Genomic DNA, 18,597 nt, shown 5'->3' on the forward strand with positions numbered 1-18,597 from the left:
CCCGGCTTAGGGATCGATCCGTTCGGTTCGCGTCCAGGCGACGCGCTGGCGGCCGGTTAGCAACCGGGCATACATCGCCAGTTTCCAGACCAGATAGCGGGGCAACCGAACCGCTGCGTCGCGGTGCAGATGCATGCGACCTTCGCCCGCCCATGCCAACACGACGACCGCACCCAGCAGCCCCAGCAGCAGCACCGCGACGATCACCGGAACGGGCGAAACGCCCAGCACCGCAGCAACCGCGAGCACCAGCGTGATCGCCACGTTCGCGGCAAGCAGCATCGACAAAGGCGGGACGCACAGATGCACCCCCATCCAGAACCGCGACCAGTTCCGCCGCGCGATCCCGGATCCGAGCAGCCCAAGCCCTTGGCGTCGCGCCATCGCGAGGAAGCCGCCTTCCCACCGCGCGCGCTGCGTGCTCGATCCGTCGTCGCTGCTGCAATCCGAGCGGACGGTCGCCCCGTCGAAATAGGTAGCGGGCTGCCCGAGTTCGATCAGGCCGATCCCGATCGCGAGATCCTCGACGACGTTTCCGGTCGCCAGGTCGAGCGCGGCGTAAGGCGCCCACGGGAACGCCATGCCCGATCCGGTCAGGATCGCCGCGCCGCCGATCCGCCGAATCCCGCGCTGGCGGATGCGGTTCTTGACGAAAAAGGCGAAGTTCGAAATCTGTACCACGGGCGGTGCGGTCGGTGCGGGGCGGAACAGATACGCTGCCTGCGCCGCGCGGCCCGTCGCCATCACGCTGTCGGTGAGTCGCGCGAGCCCGGCGGGGTCGATCTCGCAATCGGCATCCACCACCACCACCACGTCGGGCGGCGACGCGGCGATATGATCGCGCCCGAACGCCAGCGCATAGCCCTTGCCGCGGCGGACCGCGTCCTGTCGCTCGATCACCTCGAGCCCCATGCCGCGGGCGACGGCGGCAGTCTCGTCGCTGCAATTGTCCGCGATCAGCACCACCCGCGTGGAGGCGTTCTGCAACCGGACCAGCCCGGCGCCCGAAGCCGCGAGCGTGCGTTCCTCGTTATGCGCCGGCACCAGCACCACCACGCGCTTGTCGCGCGCAGGAGGCGGGGGGCTATGGTCGGAACGCAACCCGAGCCCGGTTTCCAGCAGGAATGCGGCGTCGATCAATGCGACCGGCGCCAGCGCGACCGTAGCGAGCACGTCGAACGGACCCATCACCCGATCCTCCGATTGGGACCGGACGCGCAATCGCCCCCGATTCGATTTCCACTTCGCACGACCGTCCCCTGTTGCCGACGTCCTGTCCGGTCCCGGCCGCGGCCGATCCTATCAGGAGTAATAGGCGTCGTAATAGCGCTGCGTGCCGTAGCCGAAGCCATAATCGTCGCCGCCGACTCCGCCCTTGTAGCGGTTGAGCACGGTGCCCATGCAAGGCGCCGGACGAAGGATTTCCAGCGTGTCCTTGACCTGGCGGGCGGTCGTCTTGCCTTCTTCGACGATCATCAGATACGCGTCGATTTCGCGCAGGACGATCGAGGCGTCGTCGTTGGCGAAGGCGGGCGGCAGATCGCAAATGCAGATCACGTCGTCCGGCAATTTGCGCATCGCCGAGACGAGGGTGCGCAACCGTTCCCCTGCGAGCAGCTCGGCCGAGCTGTGCTCGGTCGGGAAGGAGGGGAACACCGTCAGCCCCGTACCGGTGATTTCGCGCGAAGCGGCGTCGAGCGAATCGACTTCACCCGCCAGGAAAGTGTTGATGCCGACGCCTTCGGGAATCTCGAAGATCTCGGCGATCGACCCGCGCCGCAAATCGAGGTCGAACAGCAAGGTGTGCGTGCCCGGGATACGCGACAAGGATGCCGCGAGGTTGGCCGCCATGAACGACTTGCCGACGCGCGGCGTGGCCGAGGTGACGCCGATCACCTTCCACTGGTTCGCGCGCATGATCTTGACGACTTGCGAGCGGAGCAGGTTGAACGGACGCGACCGGCGATCACGGCTGTTGAAGCCGAACACGCCACGCCGCGGAGAATCAAACTGTTCGATCGGCTCGGCAATGCTTTCGGGCGACAACACCAGATCCGGCGCGGCACCGTCGGTAGTCGAGGAGTTCCAGGAACGCGGCATAGGGTACCTTATGTCGAAGAGGTAAGGCGCAGGTTAAGCAGCGGCTTTGGGGGCGTTCGAACGACGGCGTGCGGCCTTCTTCGAGATCACCGGAATAACCGCGAGCGGGGGAGCGCCGGTCAGGCGCGTAAGCGTCCCGACGCTCCGGATCGGTCGTGCGATCAGCTCGAACAACAGCGCCAGACCGACACCGAGCGCGAGGCCGCCGAAAATGCCACCCAGGATCAGCATGGGGCGGTTCGGCTGCGTCGGGGTATCAGGCGTGACCGGCGGGTCGATCAGGGTGAGCCGCTCGCCGCGCTGTTCGTCCGAAATCTTCACGACCGAACGGGCGTTGAGCAGGTTGGTCTGGACACGACCAAGGTTGACGCGAAGCACGTCGGCACGCGCCTGCAACTGCGCGACCTGCTGCGCGATGATCGGCCCACGGGCTTGCGCCGCCGCCATCGTCGACGCGCGACTTTCCGTCATGGACTTCGCACTGCGCAACTGCGCGATCGCCGAGTTGTTTGCTTGCAACTGACGCTGGACCACAGACGAAACGCTGTTGGTCTGGAACGCCGACGCGGTCGATTTCGCGGCTGCGAGACGGCTCTCGGCAAGCTTTACGTCGGGGTGGTCGTCAGAATATTGCGCGCGGGCGGCTGCCAACTGCGCCTGGGCGGCGATCACGTTGGGATCCCGGCCAACGGCGGGCTTACCGACCTGCGCCTGCAATTCGGCGTTCTGGCGCTGCAACGACGCGATCTGACCGTCATAGTCGCCGCCACTGGTCATCACGCTCACGCCCATGTTCGAAGCCGCAAGTGCGGCGCCGTTCTGGCCGGTGATGCGGTTGATCTGGGTCTCGATCGCACTGACCTGCGCCTGGAGGTTGGCCTCCTGGTCTTCCAGGAACCGCGCATTGGTTTGCGCTTCTTCCTGCGTCTGGGATGCGTCGAGCTTGAGCAGCCGGTCGACGAAGGTCTGTGCGACCAATTGCGCTTGCGGTGCGGTCGGATAGTCGAACGTCAACGAGAAGGCGATCGACCCTTCCTTGCCGCCGCCGCCGACGTCGGCATTGACCGCGGTCAGCCCGGTCGCATCGCGCATCCGCGCGACCAACGCCGACAATGGCTCTGCACGCGCCGACGCGTTGTAGAGGTTGTTCGCCTGGATCAGGCCGACGAGATCGGGGCGACTGAGGATCTGCTGGCGAATCTTGGCCATGCGGCGGTCGATGACCGTGTCGCCCGGGCCCGCTGCCGCGGTCGTGTCGCTCGGCAGGTTCTGCGATTCCACCAGCAACGTCGCGCTCGACCGATAGGAGCGCGGGAGCAGGAAGGCCGCCGCGATCCCAGCGATGCTCAGGATCACGAAGGGGACGATGACGAACCAGCGCCGCTCCCACAGGATGACCGGCAGGCTGCCGATGAAGTTGGAGGATGTGTCCGACTCCTGGCCCTGTGCCAGATCGAGTTCGTCGTTCATCGAATGTCCCCGAGGCGCACTGCAACGCCAACCATCCCGCCAAAATCGCTGGGACGCTTCGAGTTGCCGCCGAAAATCTTGCGGTAGTTGGCAGAGGTGATCAGACGCAGGCGCTGACGAAGCTGGCGATCATAGCCGACCGACGCACGCAGATACTCGTTGCCGAAGAGCAAGCCATTTCCGGGGATCACGCCGATCCCGGTGCCGATCCCGTTCCCGGGCGTGCTGTTCTTGCTGTAGTCTGCCGATGCGTGAATGTTGCTGCGCTCGGTCAGGCGATACGAATAGCTGCCCCCGGCCGAGGTCGAGATTTGCGTGCCGAGCGTGCCGGTCGGCAGAACGGCGCGGTTGGCGGTCAGGCAATAGACCGAGCGGATGCCGCGACGGCAGAAGGCGAGCCTGCCCGACAGTGCGGTCTGCGCGCCGCCGATCTCGCGATTGATGAAGGAGATGCCAAGAGCACCGTCCAGCGTCCAATATTCGTTGATCCGTGCGGTGGTCGTCGCCTGCACCGAATAGACGGTGGTGTCTCCGCCGACGGTCGAATAATCGTAACGCGACGCCGTTCCCTGAAGACCCGCCTGGATATAGGCATTGAGCTGTCGGCTGTATCCGACCGAGCCACCGTAACCGGTATAGTCGCCGAGCGCGTTGAACCCGCCGCCGGTCGCCTGTGTGTTGGAGTAGCGGGAATCGATGATGAACGCGCTCGCGGTGGCGACGTCGCGCGCCGAGAGCGTCGCGGTCACGTCGCCGCCGGCGTTGAGCGAGCGGCGCCGCGCACCGATTCCGAACAGCCCGATGTCGGTGCCGTTGTTGACGGGGAGCGTGTCGATCGGAAGCGGGTTTACCGGATCGGCAATGCTGCCGGTTCCTGGGGTGCTGCCGATTGGATTCACCGTCACGAAGCGATTCGAGAGATCATTGGTCGATCCGACCAGCGAACTTGCCGCGCTTGCGTTCAGATGCGCACGGATGTGCTCCGACGGAACGAACGCATAGTCCACCCCGGCCGAGTAATTGTCCGATCGCGTGTAGCGGCTGAAATACTGCTGCACGTTTGCATCGACGTTGAGCGTGAGCACGCTGCGTTCGCGCAGGAATCGCAGTTGCGGTCGAATGTCGACCTGCACGAATCCTGCACCCGTATTGGATCCTGTCGTCGCGAAGGGATTGTTCGAATAGCCGAGCGAACTCGATACGTCCGCGCTCAACCGGGTTTCGGTGGTTTGCGCGAACGCAGGGGTCGCCGCGGTAATCGCACACAGCGCAAGACAGGTACGCGCCCTCACGGTACGATCACCGTGTCACCGCTTTCCAGCTGCGGAAGACCGGCGAGGTCGCGGCCGCTGGGGTTGCCCTTGAGGATGTCGGTCAGCCGGACCTTGATCACGTTCAGCCCGGTTCCCGACTTGCGCAGGATCGCGACGTTGCCGACATCGGCGAAGTCGGCAGGACCGCCCGCCATGACCAACGCCTCGAGCACGTTGACGTACCGGCCCGCAGTGAAGGCACCGGCAGCCTTCACCTTGCCGGCGACGCTGAACTGCAAGCCCGTCGGCGCCTTGACCGAAACCGTGACCTGCGGAACCGTATCGCGATATTGCGACCGCAGACCCTTGGACACCAGCGTCTCGATATCGGCCGGCAGCTTGTTCAGCGCGTCGATCTGCCCGACCAGCGGGAAGGAGAAGGTGCCGTCCGGCAGCACCTTGACGACGCGCTGCAGGCGCTCTTCGCCCCAAACGTAGATCTCGATCTCGTCGCCCGGATTGATCCGGTATGCACGCAACTGTGTCGGCGCGTTCGGTGCGGATTGCGCAACGGTTGGAACCGCAAGCGCCAGAAGTCCCACCGCCGCACAATGACGTGCGGTTCGTCCCGAAAAGATCATAGCAATTTCCCTGTTCACCGGTTTTGTCGTTCCTAGCGCAACTGCACTAGACTACGCTAGTGAAAGCAGCCTTAACGCCGCGTTTATAGGGCGACTGGTGATTGCTGTATCGGCCATCCCAGATGAAGACATTGACAACGCGCGTCCGGCCCCGGCACGGTCGACGTGGCCTAACCTTACGCATCATCGGATGATTTCCTGCAATGAAGCCTTTGCCTGCACGGTTCGCAGCGGCGCTTGCCGCGTCGCTTCTCCTCGTCGGGGGGGTGAGCGGGTGTTCGACGAAGGACTCGCGCGCTGCGGAAGCAGCGGCCTTGGCTGATACCGCACTGCAGCAAGGAGACTTCGCTGCGGCGCGACGCAATATCGATACGGCGATCAGGAATCGCGACGATGTCAGCGATTATTGGCTGACGTCGGCGCGCATTGCACTCGCCACGCAGAACTTCGGTAACGCGTTCAATGCGTTCGAAAACGTCTATCAACTCGACAAGGGCAATCTCGAAGCGCTTCGGCAATTGTGCCAGCTGGGGCTGACCGTTCGTTTGCCTGACAAGGTCGATCGCTATGCGGATCAGTTGCTCGTCATCAATCCCAACGATTCCTTGCCGTTGACGATGAAAGGGGGCGCCGCGCTGCAACGCGGAGACTGGAAAAAGGCGATGGCGTTCGCGGACCGCGTGCTCGCCATCAGCCCAACCGATGTCGGCGCGTTGATCCTCAAGGGGCAGGCGCTCGCTTACAAGGGGGATAATGCTACGTCCGCCAAGCTGATCGAGGAATCGCTTGCGACGATGGGTGATCCCACCTCGCGGTTGGTGTTCCTGCGGGATCTGTATCTCTCGAACGGCAATCGTGAGGGATATCAGAGAACGTTGGCTCGCCTCGCCAATGCCAACCCAAACGACACCCGAATGCAACTCGATTACGCCGACTGGCTGTATCAAACGCAACGTCCGGACAGCGCGTTCGACTTCGTGATGCCGGTGCTGCGACGGAACCCCAAGAATATCGCCCTGGCGTCCCAGATCCTCGAGATGTGGTTGGACGAGGGGCGCGACGCGTTGTCGACCAAGCAGATTCTGCTCGGCGGGCAGGAGGATTCGCTCGAGATTCGCGCGACGTTCGCGCAATTCGCCAACGAGACCGGGCAACCCGACCTGGCACTGCGCGTGTTGGGGACAGCCGTCCCGAAGGGCGCCCCGGACGCTGGCAACTCCAACGCCAAGGCCGCCATGGCGTTCGCGATCGGATTGAACGGTGCGGTTCAGGACGCATTGGGGCGGTTGGAAGACATTCTGGACGTAGACGCCACGCAGCCGCGTGCCTTGCTGGCACGCGCCCGGTTCCGCGCGGCAACGAAGAACTATAGGGGCGCGTTGTCGGATGCCCGGCAGTTGGTTACCGACGACATCGGCAATATCACCGCACGGTTGGCGCTGACCGATATTCTGCTGGAGCAGAACCAGCCCGATCTTGCCGAGAGTAATTTGCGCGAGGCCTTGGGTGTGGTCCCGTACTCGACGCGGGCGGCAGCTCGGCTCGCGAAATTGCTAATCGAGCGGAACGGGCAGCGCGAAGCAGCGTCGACGGTCCTGCGGGATATGGCGCGCGCTGCGCGGATCAGCCCGCGGGCAGATGCAGTCGTCGCCAGTTTCCACCTGTCCGACGATCCGCTATCGCGGTGACGGCGGAGTAACGACTGCCTGCGTCACGGGGGCAGACGGCACAGGAACCCGAGCCTCCGTTGCGGAGGCCCGGATTATGGTCGGGTCAGGGCGCGGTAGCGGGGGCCGTGGTGGTGGCACCGGCTGCGGGCGTCTTGGGCGGCGCGAAACCGGGCTGATAGGTGATCTTCGCGGACGCACGCGCGGCTTCCAGCTGCTTCTGCATCGCATTGCCGAGCGACTGGCGGCGCAGCAACTCGAGCGCCGCGGGACGCGCTTGGGCGTCCGCGGTCGGCGCGGGCGTGGTCGCGGTGATCACGCTTGCCACGATTTGTCCCTTGTCCGGCGTCACGAACGGTTCGCCCGCAGGAAGGGCGGCGATCTTGGCCGCGACGGCCGGAGCCAGCATCGCGGTGTCGAGCGTGTTGGTGCCGCGCGTGAAGCGGATCCCGGCTGCCGACAGCGTGGCCGCGACCGCCTCGAGCGAATGCGCGGGTTCGAGCTGGCGGAGCACCGCCTGATCGCTCGGCTGCGGGAACGAGATCTGGTCGAGCGTGTAGCGCTTGCGCTGGCTGAACAGCGTCGGGTTATCCGCGATGAACTTGTCGACGGCAGTGGCATCGGGGAGCGAAACGCCCTTGGCGGCCTTGGTCGTCAGCAGGTTGATGATCAAAGCGTCTTCGCCGCGGCGAAGCTGTTCGAGATAGCTCGGCGATTTGTCGAGACCTTCCGCCTTGGCCTTCTGGACGAGCAGTTTGCGATCGACGATCTGCTGAACGACCTGCGCCATGATCGCCTTGCGGTCGGCGGTGGCGGGAATGTTGGCGCCCTGCAACTCGGCGTTGACTTCCTGCTGCGTGACTTCTTCACCGTTGACGACGGCGACCACCTGGCCGCCGACCTTCTTGTCGCAGCCGCCGACGAGCAGGAGCAGCGCACCGGCCCCGGTGATCAGCATGGTCTTGTTGCGCATCATTCTGTTACCCTTTTGTGGTTCGTTAAAAGGCGGTTGTACTGGTAGTCCACGTCAGGCCGGGCCGACGAGCACGGACTTCATCCGCGGGCCGACGGCGCGGTAGAGCGAGGCCGCAAATTGGTCGAGGCTCGTCCGGGCATTGCCTTCGCCGATCGTCGAGATCCGCACCAGAACACCGTCCGGAATGATGCCGCGCAGGTTTTCCTCGACCACGGCGAGCTTCTGTTCCGACCATTTGCGCGGGAACAGATGGCCCAGGCGAGTCCAGTAGATCATCTGCTCGGTCCGCAACTCGGTTTCCGCAACGATGAAACGTGTCGGAATGTCGACCCCGGGCGCAAGCGTGACGTCGCGATCTTCGATGTCGGTCAGATGGAACCCGCTTGCCGGATAGCAGACCTCGGGGCGGTGGACCTGGATCGTGCCATCCTGCGATCCGGCATAGGCGATCAGCATCATCATCGTGCTGCCATCGGCGCGTTTGTAGACCCGCGTCACCAACTCGCTGTAAAGCTTGTCACGCAACTGGTCGGCCGGGGGCAGCACCAACCCGCTCGACGCTTCGAAATGCCAGCCGTCGAAATCGTGGGGCACCAGCTTGTCCAGTTTGGCGGTGCCGAGCGTGCGCAGTACCGTCCTGGGTTTCAGGGCGAAGGCGGCACCTGCGGCGGCGAGCAGCGCGGCCCCCGCCAGGATCTGGCGGCGGGGCAAGTTGGCGACTTCGGACGGAGCCGTCGCCCCGGGTGCGTCGATGATCGATTCGGTCATGCGAGGTGTCCTGCGGGTGCCCAACGTTGGCGCAGCGGTGTGAAGAGCCAGTCGATCACGAAGATGCTCAGCAACGCGGTGACGAACATCGTCATCCCCGCCAATTCGTGGAAGAAGCCCTGACCGGCGGCCTCGCCGAAGTGATAGGTGATGAGCAGCAGCATCAGCACGCGCACGAGGTTGGCAAGCACCGCGATCGGCACGATGCACGCCACCAACAGCAGCATGTAGCGCCAGTTCGAACTGTGGCGAAGATAGGTGTAGAACAGGCCCAGCGCGGTCAGGCTGATCAGCGAATTGAGGCCGGCACAGGCCGCCGCGACCAGCATCTCATATTGCCCGATCTGGATCGTCACCCCCGACCCCGCGACGGGATAGCCGAGCAGGTAAAGGATATCGACGGACCATTCCGAAATGGCGATCTTGAGCGGCTGCGTCATCGCCGCGAACAGCGTGTCGGGCGGCGGAAACACGAAGAGCAGATAGACCAGCGGAAACCAGACCGCACCGACCGCCGCGCCGCCGAACAGCGCGTAGAACACCGCGACCAGGCTGAGGTACATGACGATCGATTCGATCTCGATGATCGACGTGATCCTTGCCAGGATGAACAGGGCGAGGAGCGGCACGAGGATCGCTATCGCCAGCAGGAGGTTGCCGGGTCGCGCCACCGCCGTGATGCGGTGCCGTTCGCGCAGCACCAGCCAGATCCCGGTGGCCATCACCAGCGGACCATGCGCGCCCTGTTCGGTACTCCAGCTTTCCTGTGCCACCGTCAGCATCGTCGGAATGGTGAACGCGAGCGCAGCGAGGATCAGGAACACCATCGCCGGCGTCCAGGAACGGAGCCGCGTCGTGATGTCGGGGGGAGCGGTTGTGGTCAACATCACGCGGTGCCTCGGCGAGAGCAATTTGGGAAGGATCGACCCGAATCGGGAACACCGAATGGGGGCAGATAGGACAAGCAATCGTTATGATGCTCGGGCATGCGACGGAGGACCCTCCGGCACATTACCGAGCAACGCTCACGTGCGCTGCAAGGGTTTGAGAACATACCAGATATAGGCAAGGATCGCGACGATCGCGATGACCGCCAGCGCATGCTGCTCATGATTGCCGAGGTAATTTGCCACCGCGCAGCCGATCGCCGGGGGGGCGTAGTGGATCATCTTGTCGCTCGGCGTCTCCGCGGTAGAACGTTGCAAGAAAAGAATGATAAGTCCGGCAAAAATGGCCAGCGTCATCCAGTCGTAAGGCGTTTCCAAGTGTTTCCCTCCCAATCCCCATGTCGTCGCCGGCACAGGGCGGATATCTGCCAATTCGTCTAGTTACGGCGCTACAGGTAAATAGCCTCATAACCGTGATGAAGACATCGGCAATTTTACAGTCGATCGCGGTAGCGGCCGACGCCGGGAATCCGGCGTCAATAGGCCTTGTCGTGGACGATCACCCGGAACGTCGCGAGCATGATCGCAATGTCGCGTCCGAGCGTCCAGTCGTTGAGATATTCAAGGTCCGCCTGCAGCCGTTTGACGAGATCGTCGCGTTCGCGTGTCTCGCCGCGCAGGCCGCGGACCTGCGCGAGCCCGGTGATCCCGGGCTTGAGCGCATGCCGGTGCCAGTAGCGTTGGTCGACTTCCCAGAAACGCTGCTCGCCGGCAAGCGACCCAAGCGCGTGCGGGCGTGGACCGACGAGGCTCATCTCGCCACGCAGCACGTTGAACAACTGCGGCAGTTCGTCGATGCTGACCGCCCGGATCAGCGCGCCGACGCGGGTCACCCGGCGGTCGTTCCGCGTGATCGAGCGGTTGCCGTCGGCGTCGCAATCCGCGACGTGCATCGAGCGGAACTTGAACACCGAGAACAAACGGTTGGACCGGCCGAGCCGCTGCTGGCGGAACAGGATCGGTCCCTTGCTGTCCAGCTTGATCGCCAAGGCGACGGTCAGCAGCAGCGGCGACAGCGCAATGATCGCGGGGACCGTGACCGCCAGGTCCATGATACGCTTGATAGCGCGATTTCGGACGTCGAGCGGACCTGAGGCGACCTGCATGACGCTCTGGCCCTCGTACCGCATGATCCGGTTCGCGCCCGCCTCGTCGAATTCGGGCGCAAGCACGAACCCCTGGACGTCGGTCCCCTTGAGCAGCAGCGACCACGCCGCGCGATCCTCGATCGCGCAGCACACCAGCACGAAATCCGCGCCGCGCACGGCGGTGCCGAGACGATCGAGCATGTTGGGGTCGCGCAGATTGGGGCGCAGGCCGTAAGCGGCCGCGTCGATCACCCACGCGTCGCCCAGCGGCGGTAGATCGCAATTGTCCACGATGATGAGTTCGGTGCGCATCACCGAACCGAGCGTGTGCTTGACGACGCTGTTGAAGCTGTAGCGTCCGATCCCGAGCAGGACGATCGCCAGGAACGCGCCGGTGGCGAACACCAGCCGCGAAAATTCGAGCGACGCCCGCGAGAAGAAGGCGACGAACAACACCGCCGCCATCGCGAAGATCAGCGCGCCGACGGCCTTCGCCATCCCGCGCTTCCAGTTGAGCAGGACGTGATAGCCATAGGCGTTGCCGTTGAGCGCGACGAGACCGTAGATCGGCGTGACGAGGATCGCCAGCCGCAGGCCGTTCTCGCCGAACGTCGGCTCCGACCGCAGCAATCCCGCGATCAGGAAGCCGAGCAGGATCGCGACGACGTCGAACACCGCCAGCAACACGTACAGTTGAAACCGACGCGTCTGTTTGGATATGGGTGTCGCCCCGGCATGTAGGCGTTGGAATTCAGTTTCGCCGTCTGCTTTCTGCAGCATGTCTCTGGCAGACTCCGGTGCAAGCAAGGCGTGGAACAGGGAAAACCCGCGAACTGCTTGTTCCCGCGGGACTTCTTTCGCGCCACGCACAAACCCTCAGGACAGGCGGACGCATCGATTAATCGGTCGGTTGCGTAACATCAACAGCGTTGTTGAAGGAATGCAGAGACTGCAGTCCGGGGGTCTGTCGCTAGGGGCGATCGGTTAACGCTCTCACGCGAACGGAGAGCAACATGCCCCGTACGTCAAACCATGTATCTTACCCGTACAGATATTGCATGCGCGAAATCCTTCATCTGGGGGCGATCGATCATGAATGATCGGCATCCCCTGTAATGTCCGGTAATCATGACCAAATCCTGTTAATAGCAGGTGAACCGTCCGCCAAGAAAAGGTCGGTGCCCGTCACCCCGCTCGCGAAAGGACGGGTTTCGGGGTAAGATAACGCTATGCCGCCCCCCGTTTTTTCAGCACCGCTTCGCGCTCCCCACGTCCGTGCGACCTTGGCCGAGACATCCAATGGTATGGTGACTGCGGCGGTTGCGTTGGGCGTCGAAGTCCGCCCGCTTGCGCATGCCGACGGATGCAGTCTTGCCGAGCCGATTCGGGCACGAATCGATATCCCGCGCCGCGATGCGGCAGCGATGGATGGCTATGCTCTGGGCGCCGATCCCGTCCTTGGCGCGCCACTGCGGTGGGAGATCGTCGATACGTCCACCACTGTGCTGTCCGGCGGCAAGGCGATGCGCGTGGCTACTGGTGCACCGTTGCCCGGAGGGGCGATGTGCGTTCTTCCGATCGAACGCGCCATCGTCACGGACGGTTGGGTCGAATCGGATGGTGCAGCGCTCGAACGGTCGGGCATACGGGCGCGGGGGTCGGATCTGCGGTCTGGGGCGATTGCGCTGGCGGCGGGGTGCAGGATTGGTCCACGCGCGCTGGTCGCCGCTGCGGCGGCGGACGTTGCGACGGTGGTGGTCCGACGCAGGCCACGCGTCGGCGTGCTGGTCCGCGGGGCGGGGCTGGTCGCACCGGGCGATGCCGCGGCGTCGCGCGACGCAACTCCCGACGTTTTGGGTCAGGCGCTGCTGTCATTTGCTGCGGTTTGGGGCGGGCGTCCCGGCGATTCCGTGCGAATCGGTGACGATTCGGACGTGTTTCTCACGGCGGTATCGGCAATGCGCGATCGCGCCGACGTGATCGTGCTGGTCGGCGGCGCGGCGCACGGCGCGCGCGATGCGACCAAGGACGCGCTTGGGCCGCTCGGGCTCAAGCTCGGGTTCGATGGCCTGGCGATTCGTCCGGGCCGACCGACGTGGTACGGGCGGATCGGCGAAACGCACCTGCTCGCGCTGCCTGGCAACCCCACCGCTGCGGTGACGGTTGCGCGGTTGCTGCTTGCGCCGTTGCTCCTTCGGCTGGCGGGCGAGGACCCGGCGGCAGCCCTCGCGTGGGAGCCGATGCCGCTGCTTGCGCCGGTTGTGTCGACCGGGGCGCGCGAGGCGTTCCTGTGCGCCACGGCGGAAGCGGGGGGCGTCCGCGTGCTGGATCGGGGCTACGATACGGCGGGGCAGATGATGCTGGCGTCCGCCGATCGACTCGTCGCGCGCCCGGCGCACGGACCCGCGCTGCCGGTCGGCGCATCGGTGCCGTGCCTGCGGTTCTGAGCGCGGATCCTATGCGCTGGTGGTACCGCGCAAGGCGGTGAGATCGTCCTGAAAATTGACGTTCGGGATCGGGTCTTCCAGCGCCAGCGCCTGCGCGTCGATCGTCCGCGCCCAGCCGCGCATCGATCGATCGTCCGCGCTCGACAGTCGCGCGATGAGGGCATCGGCGCAGGACGAGGGCCATAGCCCGATCACCGGACACCCGCGGACGAACACCGGCGCGCCGATCGCCGTGAGCCGTTCGAACAGGTCCGCCGGCAGCGCGGGCGTGTCGCCCGGAATCGACAGCACTGCCGAATGGCCGTGCCGCTGGGCATGATGCAACGCCGCCGCAAGGCCACCGAGCGGGCCAAGCCCGGGGGCGGGGCGATCGGGCAGGCTCGGGACACCCGAGACGCTGCGTCCGCAAACGACGACCGCGTCCGTCCGCGCCGTCAGCCACGCGATCGCATGATCGAGCAGCGTGCGGTCGCCCAGGCGCGCGGCGAGCTTGTCGCTGCCGAAGCGGCGGGATTCCCCGCCTGCCAGCACCGCGCCCAGCACGGTCATGCGACCAGTCCGGGCGCGGAGGCGGGGCAGAGTTGCAGCGTCAGCGTATCGGATCGCACCAGCGTGGCGAGCGTCAGCCCCGCCGCCGCCGCACGGTCGAGCGCCAGCGCGGTGGGCGCCGAGATCGTCGCGAGCAGCGGACAATCCGCGCGCACTGCCTTGTCCACCAGTTCGAACGAACAGCGCGAACTGAGCAGCGCGAACCCGCCGTCCCAGCCGATCCCGTCCCGCGCCATCGCGCCGATCAATTTGTCGAACGCATTGTGCCGGCCGACATCCTCCCGCACCAGCAGGATCGTCCCGTCGGCTCCCGCGAGCGCGGCGGCGTGGACTGCGCCCGTCTCCCGATTGAGCGGCTGGTGATCGCGCAACGCCGAAGCCGCCGCGAAGAGCGCCGCCGCGTCCGCCAGGCTGCGCGCGGTGACGTGCGGCAATGGCGCGAGCGCACGGTCGAGGCTGTCGCGCCCACACAGCCCGCAGGCGGAATCGGTGGTGCGCGGGCGCATCCGTTCCATCACCGACACCGGGTCCGGCCGCACGCGGTCGACCCGCACGATCACGCCGATATCGAGAGCTGCGACATCGATGCTCGACAGGTCGTCCGCTGCGGCAATCTCGCCCTCCGCAAGCAGCAGCCCGACGACGAAATCCTCCAGATCATGCGGCGTCGCCATCATCACCGCGAACCCAACCCCATCCAGCTCGATCGCCACCGCGATTTCCTCGGCAATTCCGCGTCGGGAGCGGGTGCGCTCGCCGCTCGGGGATAGCGTCTCGAGGAGGGGGGCGGCGGCGCGGGTTGCGATAGTCTCGGGCATCGCCCGACGTAACGCACGGCCCGCGTTGGTGGAAGCGTCGCGGAAATTTGCAACGCGCGGAAAAAGCGTCGGCTTCGTTCGGAACCGAAGCCGTTCGCCACTCGCTTCGCTGGCATCATGCTACACTTGGCCCATCGTGCGATCGGGCCGCGAGCGATGGGAATGACCATGTCCGACCACAAGATGTCCCACACACCTTCGCAGATTGCCGATCTTCCCGACGATCTGCCGCATTCGCCGGGTCCGGCTGGCGGTTGGGGGTCGCTGCGCGGGATCGCCAGCGTGTTCGGGGAAACATGGTCGAACCCCGCATCGCTCGCGTCGCTGGGCAAGCTCAACAAGCCGAAAGGCGTCATGTGCGCGTCGTGCGCCTGGCCCAAGCCCGCCAATTATTCCGCGTTCGAATTCTGCGAGAACGGCGCGAAGGCGACTTTGTGGGAATCGACCAGCGCGCGGTGCGGTCCGGCGTTCTGGACCAAGCCGGGTCATAGCGTAACCGAGTTGCGGTCGTGGCGCGACCATGATCTGGAGATGACCGGGCGGCTGACGCATCCGCTCCGCTACGATGCCGAGACCGACCGCTATGTCGAGACGACGTGGGAGGAGGCGTTTGCCGGGATCGCTGGGGTGCTCAAGCCGCTCGATCCGGACAGCGCGGTGTTCTACGCCTCGGGCCATGCCGGGCTGGAGGCATCGTATCTCTACGCATTGCTGGCGCGTGCCTATGGCACCAACAACCTGCCGCAAAGCTCCAACATGTGCCACGAAACGACATCGGTAGGCCTGACCAAGGTGATCGGCTCGCCGGTCGGGACGATCGTCTGGGACGATCTGGAGCAGGCCGACGCGTTCTTCTTCTTCGGGCAGAATCCGGGGACCAACAGCCCGCGCTTTCTCCACCCGCTCAAGGACGCGAAGGATCGCGGCGCGAAGATCGTCACGTTCAATCCGATCGTCGAGCAGGGGCTGGTGTCGTTCGTCGATCCACAGAGTCCTGCTGCCATGCTGACCGGCAAGGAGACCCAAATCTCCGATCAATACCATCAGTTGAAGGCGGGCGGCGACATCGCGGCGATGCTCGGCATGTGCAAGGTCGTGGTCGAGGCGGACGATGCCGCCAAGGCCGCCGGTGCCGCGCACGTCATCGATCACGCGTTCATCGCGCAGCACACCACCGGCTTCGATACGTTCCTCGACCGCTGCCGTGCGGTCGCCTGGTCCGAGATCGAGCAGGAAAGCGGGCTGAGCGAAGCGGCGCTCCGCGATGCTGCGCAGGTCTATATTGCCGCCAAGAACGTCATCGGCGTCTATGGCATGGGGCTGACCCAGCACGCGCACGGTGCGACCAACGTGGCGATGCTCGTCAACCTGCTGCTGTTGCGGGGGAATATCGGGCGGCCGGGGGCAGGGTGCTGCCCAGTGCGCGGGCACAGCAACGTCCAGGGGCAACGCACCGTCGGGATCGCCGAGAAGGTTCACCTGGTCCCGGTCGACAAGCTCAAGGCGCTGTTCCACTTCGACCCGCCAGCCGAGGATGGCATGAACATCGTCGAGGCGAGCGAGGCGCTGTTCGAGGGCAAGGTCCGCGCGTTCATCTCGCTCGGTGGCAATCTGGTCCGCGCGGTGCCCGATCAGAAGCGGATGGAGCAAGCCTGGGCGTCGCAGGACCTGACGGTGATGGTGTCGACCAAGCTCAACCGCAGCCATCTGTTTCCGGGCAAGCTCGCGTACATCCTGCCGTGCCTCGGTCGGTTCGAGGAAGATGAGCAGGCGAGCGGTCCGCAGACCATCACGACCGAGGACAGCTTCTCGATGATCAGCGGGTCGATCGGGCATCGCACGCCCGTCTCGGACAAGGTGATGAGCGAACTGGCGATCGTCACCGGCATCGCCAAGGCGACACTGGCGCCGAGCGAGCATCTGAAATGGGACGCGTGGACCGCGGATTACGGGCTGGTGCGGGATTTGATCGAGCAGACCTACCCGGACGATTTCCGCGCGTACAACCAGCGGATGTATGAGGCGGGCGGGTTCTACCGCGGCAATGCGGCACACGAGCGAGTGTGGAAGACCGAATCGGGCAAGGCGGTGTTCACCACGCCGGGCGAACTCAACGCGATCGGCTTCCAGGATGCGCCCGGACGTTTCCGCCTGATCACGCTGCGCTCGAACGATCAGTTCAACACGACGATCTACGGCTATTCCGACCGCTTCCGCGGGATCGAGGGGACGCGCGACGTCCTGTTAATGAACCCGGAGGATATCGCCGAAGCGGGATTGAGCGACGGTCAGAAGATCCGGCTGATCACCGACGTGGACGATGGGCAGGATCGGCAGCTCGGCGGTCTCACGCTGACCGCGTACAAGATCCCGCGTGGGACGCTGGCGGGCTATTATCCCGAATGCAACGTGCTGGTGCCGATGAGCCACCACGACGAATTGTCCAAGACACCCGCGAGCAAGTCCGTGCCCGTCCGAATCGTCGCGGACGTCGATGCGGCCAAGGCGTGATCGTGCCGCGCCGTGCCGGTCGACGGCACGGCGCAGTTCGTGAAATCAAGCGGATTTCGTCAGCAGGCTGCCGACTCAAGGGGTGGACAGCCCCAAATCGATCCACCGCCCAGGCCAGCGGGCCGACGAAAAGTTGATGAAATATGAAGACGGTGTTGGCTGTTCTGGAGAAGGAGGTGCGAGCGGCCGCAATTTCTAATGCTCTAAAGGTGGTATTGCGTCGAGAAGGATCTAGAATGAGCAATGCCATGATTTAGGAGGGCGGGAAGATTACGCGCCTTTTGTCGGAAACCCTTCGAACCGTGACACTCTCCGTCTGTCCTTTCCGGGGACGTGATCGTCTCTCGACGGATGCCGCATATTGCGACAATCCCGTTTTGACACAGTCGTACGCCGCATTATGGACTGATCGTGAAGCGTTCGCGATATGAGAAGGATCTAGGATGCGCGTACGGCTGAAATCGGTGCGGGAAAATCCGTCGTACGTGCTGCTGGCGCTGTGGATCGTCCTCGTGGTTGGGTTCTTTACCTGGCAGTCGGGGACGTATCGCGGCGTGGTTGCGTTGCTCGCCGAATGGCAGTTCAACGAATTCGGCGTGTATCATCCGCTGCTGACGTTCCTGATCTTCATCCTGCTCCTGGCCCCGTTGCCGTTCCTGTTCACTCGTCGGCGGCGGAAGGCGGTTCGCGCGACAAACCTGAACGCCGAAGCCGTTGCCGCGCAGAACCACCTCGCGCGGGCGATCCATGATTCGACGATCTTTCTGAACATCCTGCTGCTCACGGCCGCCGGGTGCCTTATCGCAGCGGTGATCGCGCTCATCATGATGGTGATGCTCCCCAGCGCGCAAGGGCCGATGCAGCGGATTACCGCGAGTACCACGATCCCGATGGTTCCCACGCAGGGCCTGACCGAGCTGCACGGCACGATCGTCTACACCCGGACATCGGCGTTCGACGAGGATCTGTGGCTGGCACGTCGTAATGTCCGTTTCGCGCCGATGACCGATCCGGGCGCCGATCCGTCGGACATCCGGTATTTCATCGAATTGTCGCCGACCGACGGATCCGCACAGGCCGCGGCAGTGAGCGCGCGTCAGGGGATCCTGGTCGCCGATGGTCTGCCGGGGGAGTTGTACCGGCTGTACCGCTATGCGGGCTATCACGTCGTCCCGACGCACTATGTGCTGTTCCGCTCGGCGGCGACGATGCGCTGGCCGTATATCGTGTGGATTGCTGAATTCGGCGTGGCGGGGCTGCTGATCGGTATTGCCGCGCTTGCCCAGTGGTTCCGGCGCCGCCGCCTGATCCGACGGGAACGGACCGCGACGGTGGAGGTCGCGGAAGCTTAACGAAACACTA

The 18,597-nt window shown here is 64.7% G+C and carries 16 protein-coding genes; 4 read left to right on the forward strand and 12 right to left on the reverse strand.

Annotation, left to right across the window (positions count from 1 at the left end):
- Window positions 1-6 precede the first annotated feature (6 nt).
- The 5 genes from ABIC16_RS06115 to ABIC16_RS06135 form a co-directional block, all read right to left on the reverse strand.
- Window positions 7-1,188: a glycosyltransferase family 2 protein gene (locus ABIC16_RS06115; protein ID WP_354290432.1), complete on the reverse strand. Its 1,182-nt coding sequence runs from the start codon at window positions 1,186-1,188 to the stop codon at window positions 7-9.
- 114 nt (window positions 1,189-1,302) lie between these two features.
- Window positions 1,303-2,100: a CpsD/CapB family tyrosine-protein kinase gene (locus ABIC16_RS06120; protein WP_277969478.1), complete on the reverse strand. Its 798-nt coding sequence runs from the start codon at window positions 2,098-2,100 to the stop codon at window positions 1,303-1,305.
- A gap of 33 nt (window positions 2,101-2,133) precedes the next feature.
- Complete coding sequence (locus tag ABIC16_RS06125) at window positions 2,134-3,570, reverse strand: GumC family protein (protein WP_277969477.1); 1,437 nt, start codon at window positions 3,568-3,570, stop codon at window positions 2,134-2,136.
- Window positions 3,567-4,862, reverse strand: coding sequence for a hypothetical protein (locus ABIC16_RS06130; RefSeq protein WP_354290433.1), 1,296 nt, complete (start codon window positions 4,860-4,862; stop codon window positions 3,567-3,569). The genes ABIC16_RS06125 and ABIC16_RS06130 overlap by 4 nt, the downstream gene beginning before the upstream one ends.
- Window positions 4,859-5,464: a polysaccharide biosynthesis/export family protein gene (locus tag ABIC16_RS06135; RefSeq protein WP_277969475.1), complete on the reverse strand. Its 606-nt coding sequence runs from the start codon at window positions 5,462-5,464 to the stop codon at window positions 4,859-4,861. Before ABIC16_RS06135 ends, ABIC16_RS06130 begins: the two co-directional genes overlap by 4 nt.
- A gap of 203 nt (window positions 5,465-5,667) precedes the next feature.
- Between ABIC16_RS06135 and ABIC16_RS06140 the strand changes: the two genes are divergently transcribed.
- Window positions 5,668-7,152 carry a tetratricopeptide repeat protein gene (locus ABIC16_RS06140; RefSeq protein ID WP_354290434.1) on the forward strand — a complete coding sequence of 495 codons (1,485 nt, stop codon included), beginning with the start codon at window positions 5,668-5,670 and terminating at the stop codon, window positions 7,150-7,152.
- 85 nt (window positions 7,153-7,237) lie between these two features.
- Here ABIC16_RS06140 and ABIC16_RS06145 read toward each other — a convergent pair whose 3' ends face one another.
- From ABIC16_RS06145 to ABIC16_RS06165, 5 genes are all read right to left on the reverse strand, one after another.
- Complete coding sequence (locus ABIC16_RS06145) at window positions 7,238-8,107, reverse strand: SurA N-terminal domain-containing protein (protein ID WP_354290435.1); 870 nt, start codon at window positions 8,105-8,107, stop codon at window positions 7,238-7,240.
- Between the two features lie 51 nt (window positions 8,108-8,158).
- Entirely contained in the window at window positions 8,159-8,875 is a 717-nt protein-coding gene (gene epsI / locus ABIC16_RS06150; protein WP_354290436.1) for an exosortase-associated protein EpsI, V-type, read from the reverse strand.
- A complete protein-coding gene (xrtV, locus tag ABIC16_RS06155) occupies window positions 8,872-9,762 on the reverse strand; it encodes an exosortase V (protein WP_277969471.1) in 891 nt (296 codons plus the stop codon). The genes epsI and xrtV overlap by 4 nt, the downstream gene beginning before the upstream one ends.
- Before the next feature lie 138 nt (window positions 9,763-9,900).
- On the reverse strand, window positions 9,901-10,140 hold the full coding sequence (locus ABIC16_RS06160) for an XrtV sorting system accessory protein (RefSeq protein WP_277969487.1): 240 nt from the start codon (window positions 10,138-10,140) through the stop codon (window positions 9,901-9,903).
- A gap of 158 nt (window positions 10,141-10,298) precedes the next feature.
- The gene (locus ABIC16_RS06165; RefSeq protein ID WP_354290437.1) at window positions 10,299-11,597 is read right to left on the reverse strand and encodes a sugar transferase; all 1,299 of its coding nucleotides are present in this window, start codon (window positions 11,595-11,597) and stop codon (window positions 10,299-10,301) included.
- Window positions 11,598-12,193: 596 nt separating this feature from the next.
- On the opposite strand from ABIC16_RS06165, the gene ABIC16_RS06170 reads away from it, so the two are divergent.
- Entirely contained in the window at window positions 12,194-13,357 is a 1,164-nt protein-coding gene (locus tag ABIC16_RS06170; RefSeq protein ID WP_354290438.1) for a molybdopterin-binding protein, read from the forward strand.
- Between the two features lie 9 nt (window positions 13,358-13,366).
- On the opposite strand, the gene mobA is transcribed toward ABIC16_RS06170, so the two are convergent.
- Both mobA and fdhD read right to left on the reverse strand, forming a co-directional pair.
- Window positions 13,367-13,906: a molybdenum cofactor guanylyltransferase gene (mobA, locus tag ABIC16_RS06175; protein WP_354290439.1), complete on the reverse strand. Its 540-nt coding sequence runs from the start codon at window positions 13,904-13,906 to the stop codon at window positions 13,367-13,369.
- Entirely contained in the window at window positions 13,903-14,724 is an 822-nt protein-coding gene (gene fdhD, locus ABIC16_RS06180; RefSeq protein WP_354290440.1) for a formate dehydrogenase accessory sulfurtransferase FdhD, read from the reverse strand. Before fdhD ends, mobA begins: the two co-directional genes overlap by 4 nt.
- 162 nt (window positions 14,725-14,886) lie before the next feature.
- On the opposite strand from fdhD, the gene ABIC16_RS06185 reads away from it, so the two are divergent.
- A complete protein-coding gene (locus tag ABIC16_RS06185) occupies window positions 14,887-17,235 on the forward strand; it encodes an FdhF/YdeP family oxidoreductase (protein WP_277969466.1) in 2,349 nt (782 codons plus the stop codon).
- 443 nt (window positions 17,236-17,678) lie between these two features.
- Window positions 17,679-18,587 (forward strand): hypothetical protein, encoded by a 909-nt coding sequence (locus tag ABIC16_RS06190; RefSeq protein ID WP_354290441.1) that lies wholly within the window; start codon window positions 17,679-17,681, stop codon window positions 18,585-18,587.
- Window positions 18,588-18,597: the final 10 nt, after the last annotated feature.

The sequence above is a fragment of the Sphingomonas sp. PvP055 genome (assembly GCF_040546365.1).
In the GTDB taxonomy this organism is placed as follows: Bacteria; Pseudomonadota; Alphaproteobacteria; order Sphingomonadales; family Sphingomonadaceae; genus Sphingomonas; species Sphingomonas echinoides_A.

What these genes read in the sequence shown, in the direction of transcription:
- ABIC16_RS06125 (WP_277969477.1), bottom strand. Translation starts at nt 3,570, where the DNA reads ATGAACGACGAACTCGATCTGGCACAGGGCCAGGAGTCGGACACATCC.
- ABIC16_RS06145 (WP_354290435.1), bottom strand. Translation starts at nt 8,107, where the DNA reads ATGATGCGCAACAAGACCATGCTGATCACCGGGGCCGGTGCGCTGCTC.
- ABIC16_RS06115 (WP_354290432.1), bottom strand. Translation starts at nt 1,188, where the DNA reads ATGGGTCCGTTCGACGTGCTCGCTACGGTCGCGCTGGCGCCGGTCGCA.
- ABIC16_RS06120 (WP_277969478.1), bottom strand. Translation starts at nt 2,100, where the DNA reads ATGCCGCGTTCCTGGAACTCCTCGACTACCGACGGTGCCGCGCCGGAT.
- xrtV (WP_277969471.1), bottom strand. Translation starts at nt 9,762, where the DNA reads ATGTTGACCACAACCGCTCCCCCCGACATCACGACGCGGCTCCGTTCC.
- mobA (WP_354290439.1), bottom strand. Translation starts at nt 13,906, where the DNA reads ATGACCGTGCTGGGCGCGGTGCTGGCAGGCGGGGAATCCCGCCGCTTC.
- epsI (WP_354290436.1), bottom strand. Translation starts at nt 8,875, where the DNA reads ATGACCGAATCGATCATCGACGCACCCGGGGCGACGGCTCCGTCCGAA.
- ABIC16_RS06190 (WP_354290441.1), top strand. Translation starts at nt 17,679, where the DNA reads ATGCGCGTACGGCTGAAATCGGTGCGGGAAAATCCGTCGTACGTGCTG.
- ABIC16_RS06140 (WP_354290434.1), top strand. Translation starts at nt 5,668, where the DNA reads ATGAAGCCTTTGCCTGCACGGTTCGCAGCGGCGCTTGCCGCGTCGCTT.
- fdhD (WP_354290440.1), bottom strand. Translation starts at nt 14,724, where the DNA reads ATGCCCGAGACTATCGCAACCCGCGCCGCCGCCCCCCTCCTCGAGACG.
- ABIC16_RS06135 (WP_277969475.1), bottom strand. Translation starts at nt 5,464, where the DNA reads ATGATCTTTTCGGGACGAACCGCACGTCATTGTGCGGCGGTGGGACTT.
- ABIC16_RS06185 (WP_277969466.1), top strand. Translation starts at nt 14,887, where the DNA reads ATGACCATGTCCGACCACAAGATGTCCCACACACCTTCGCAGATTGCC.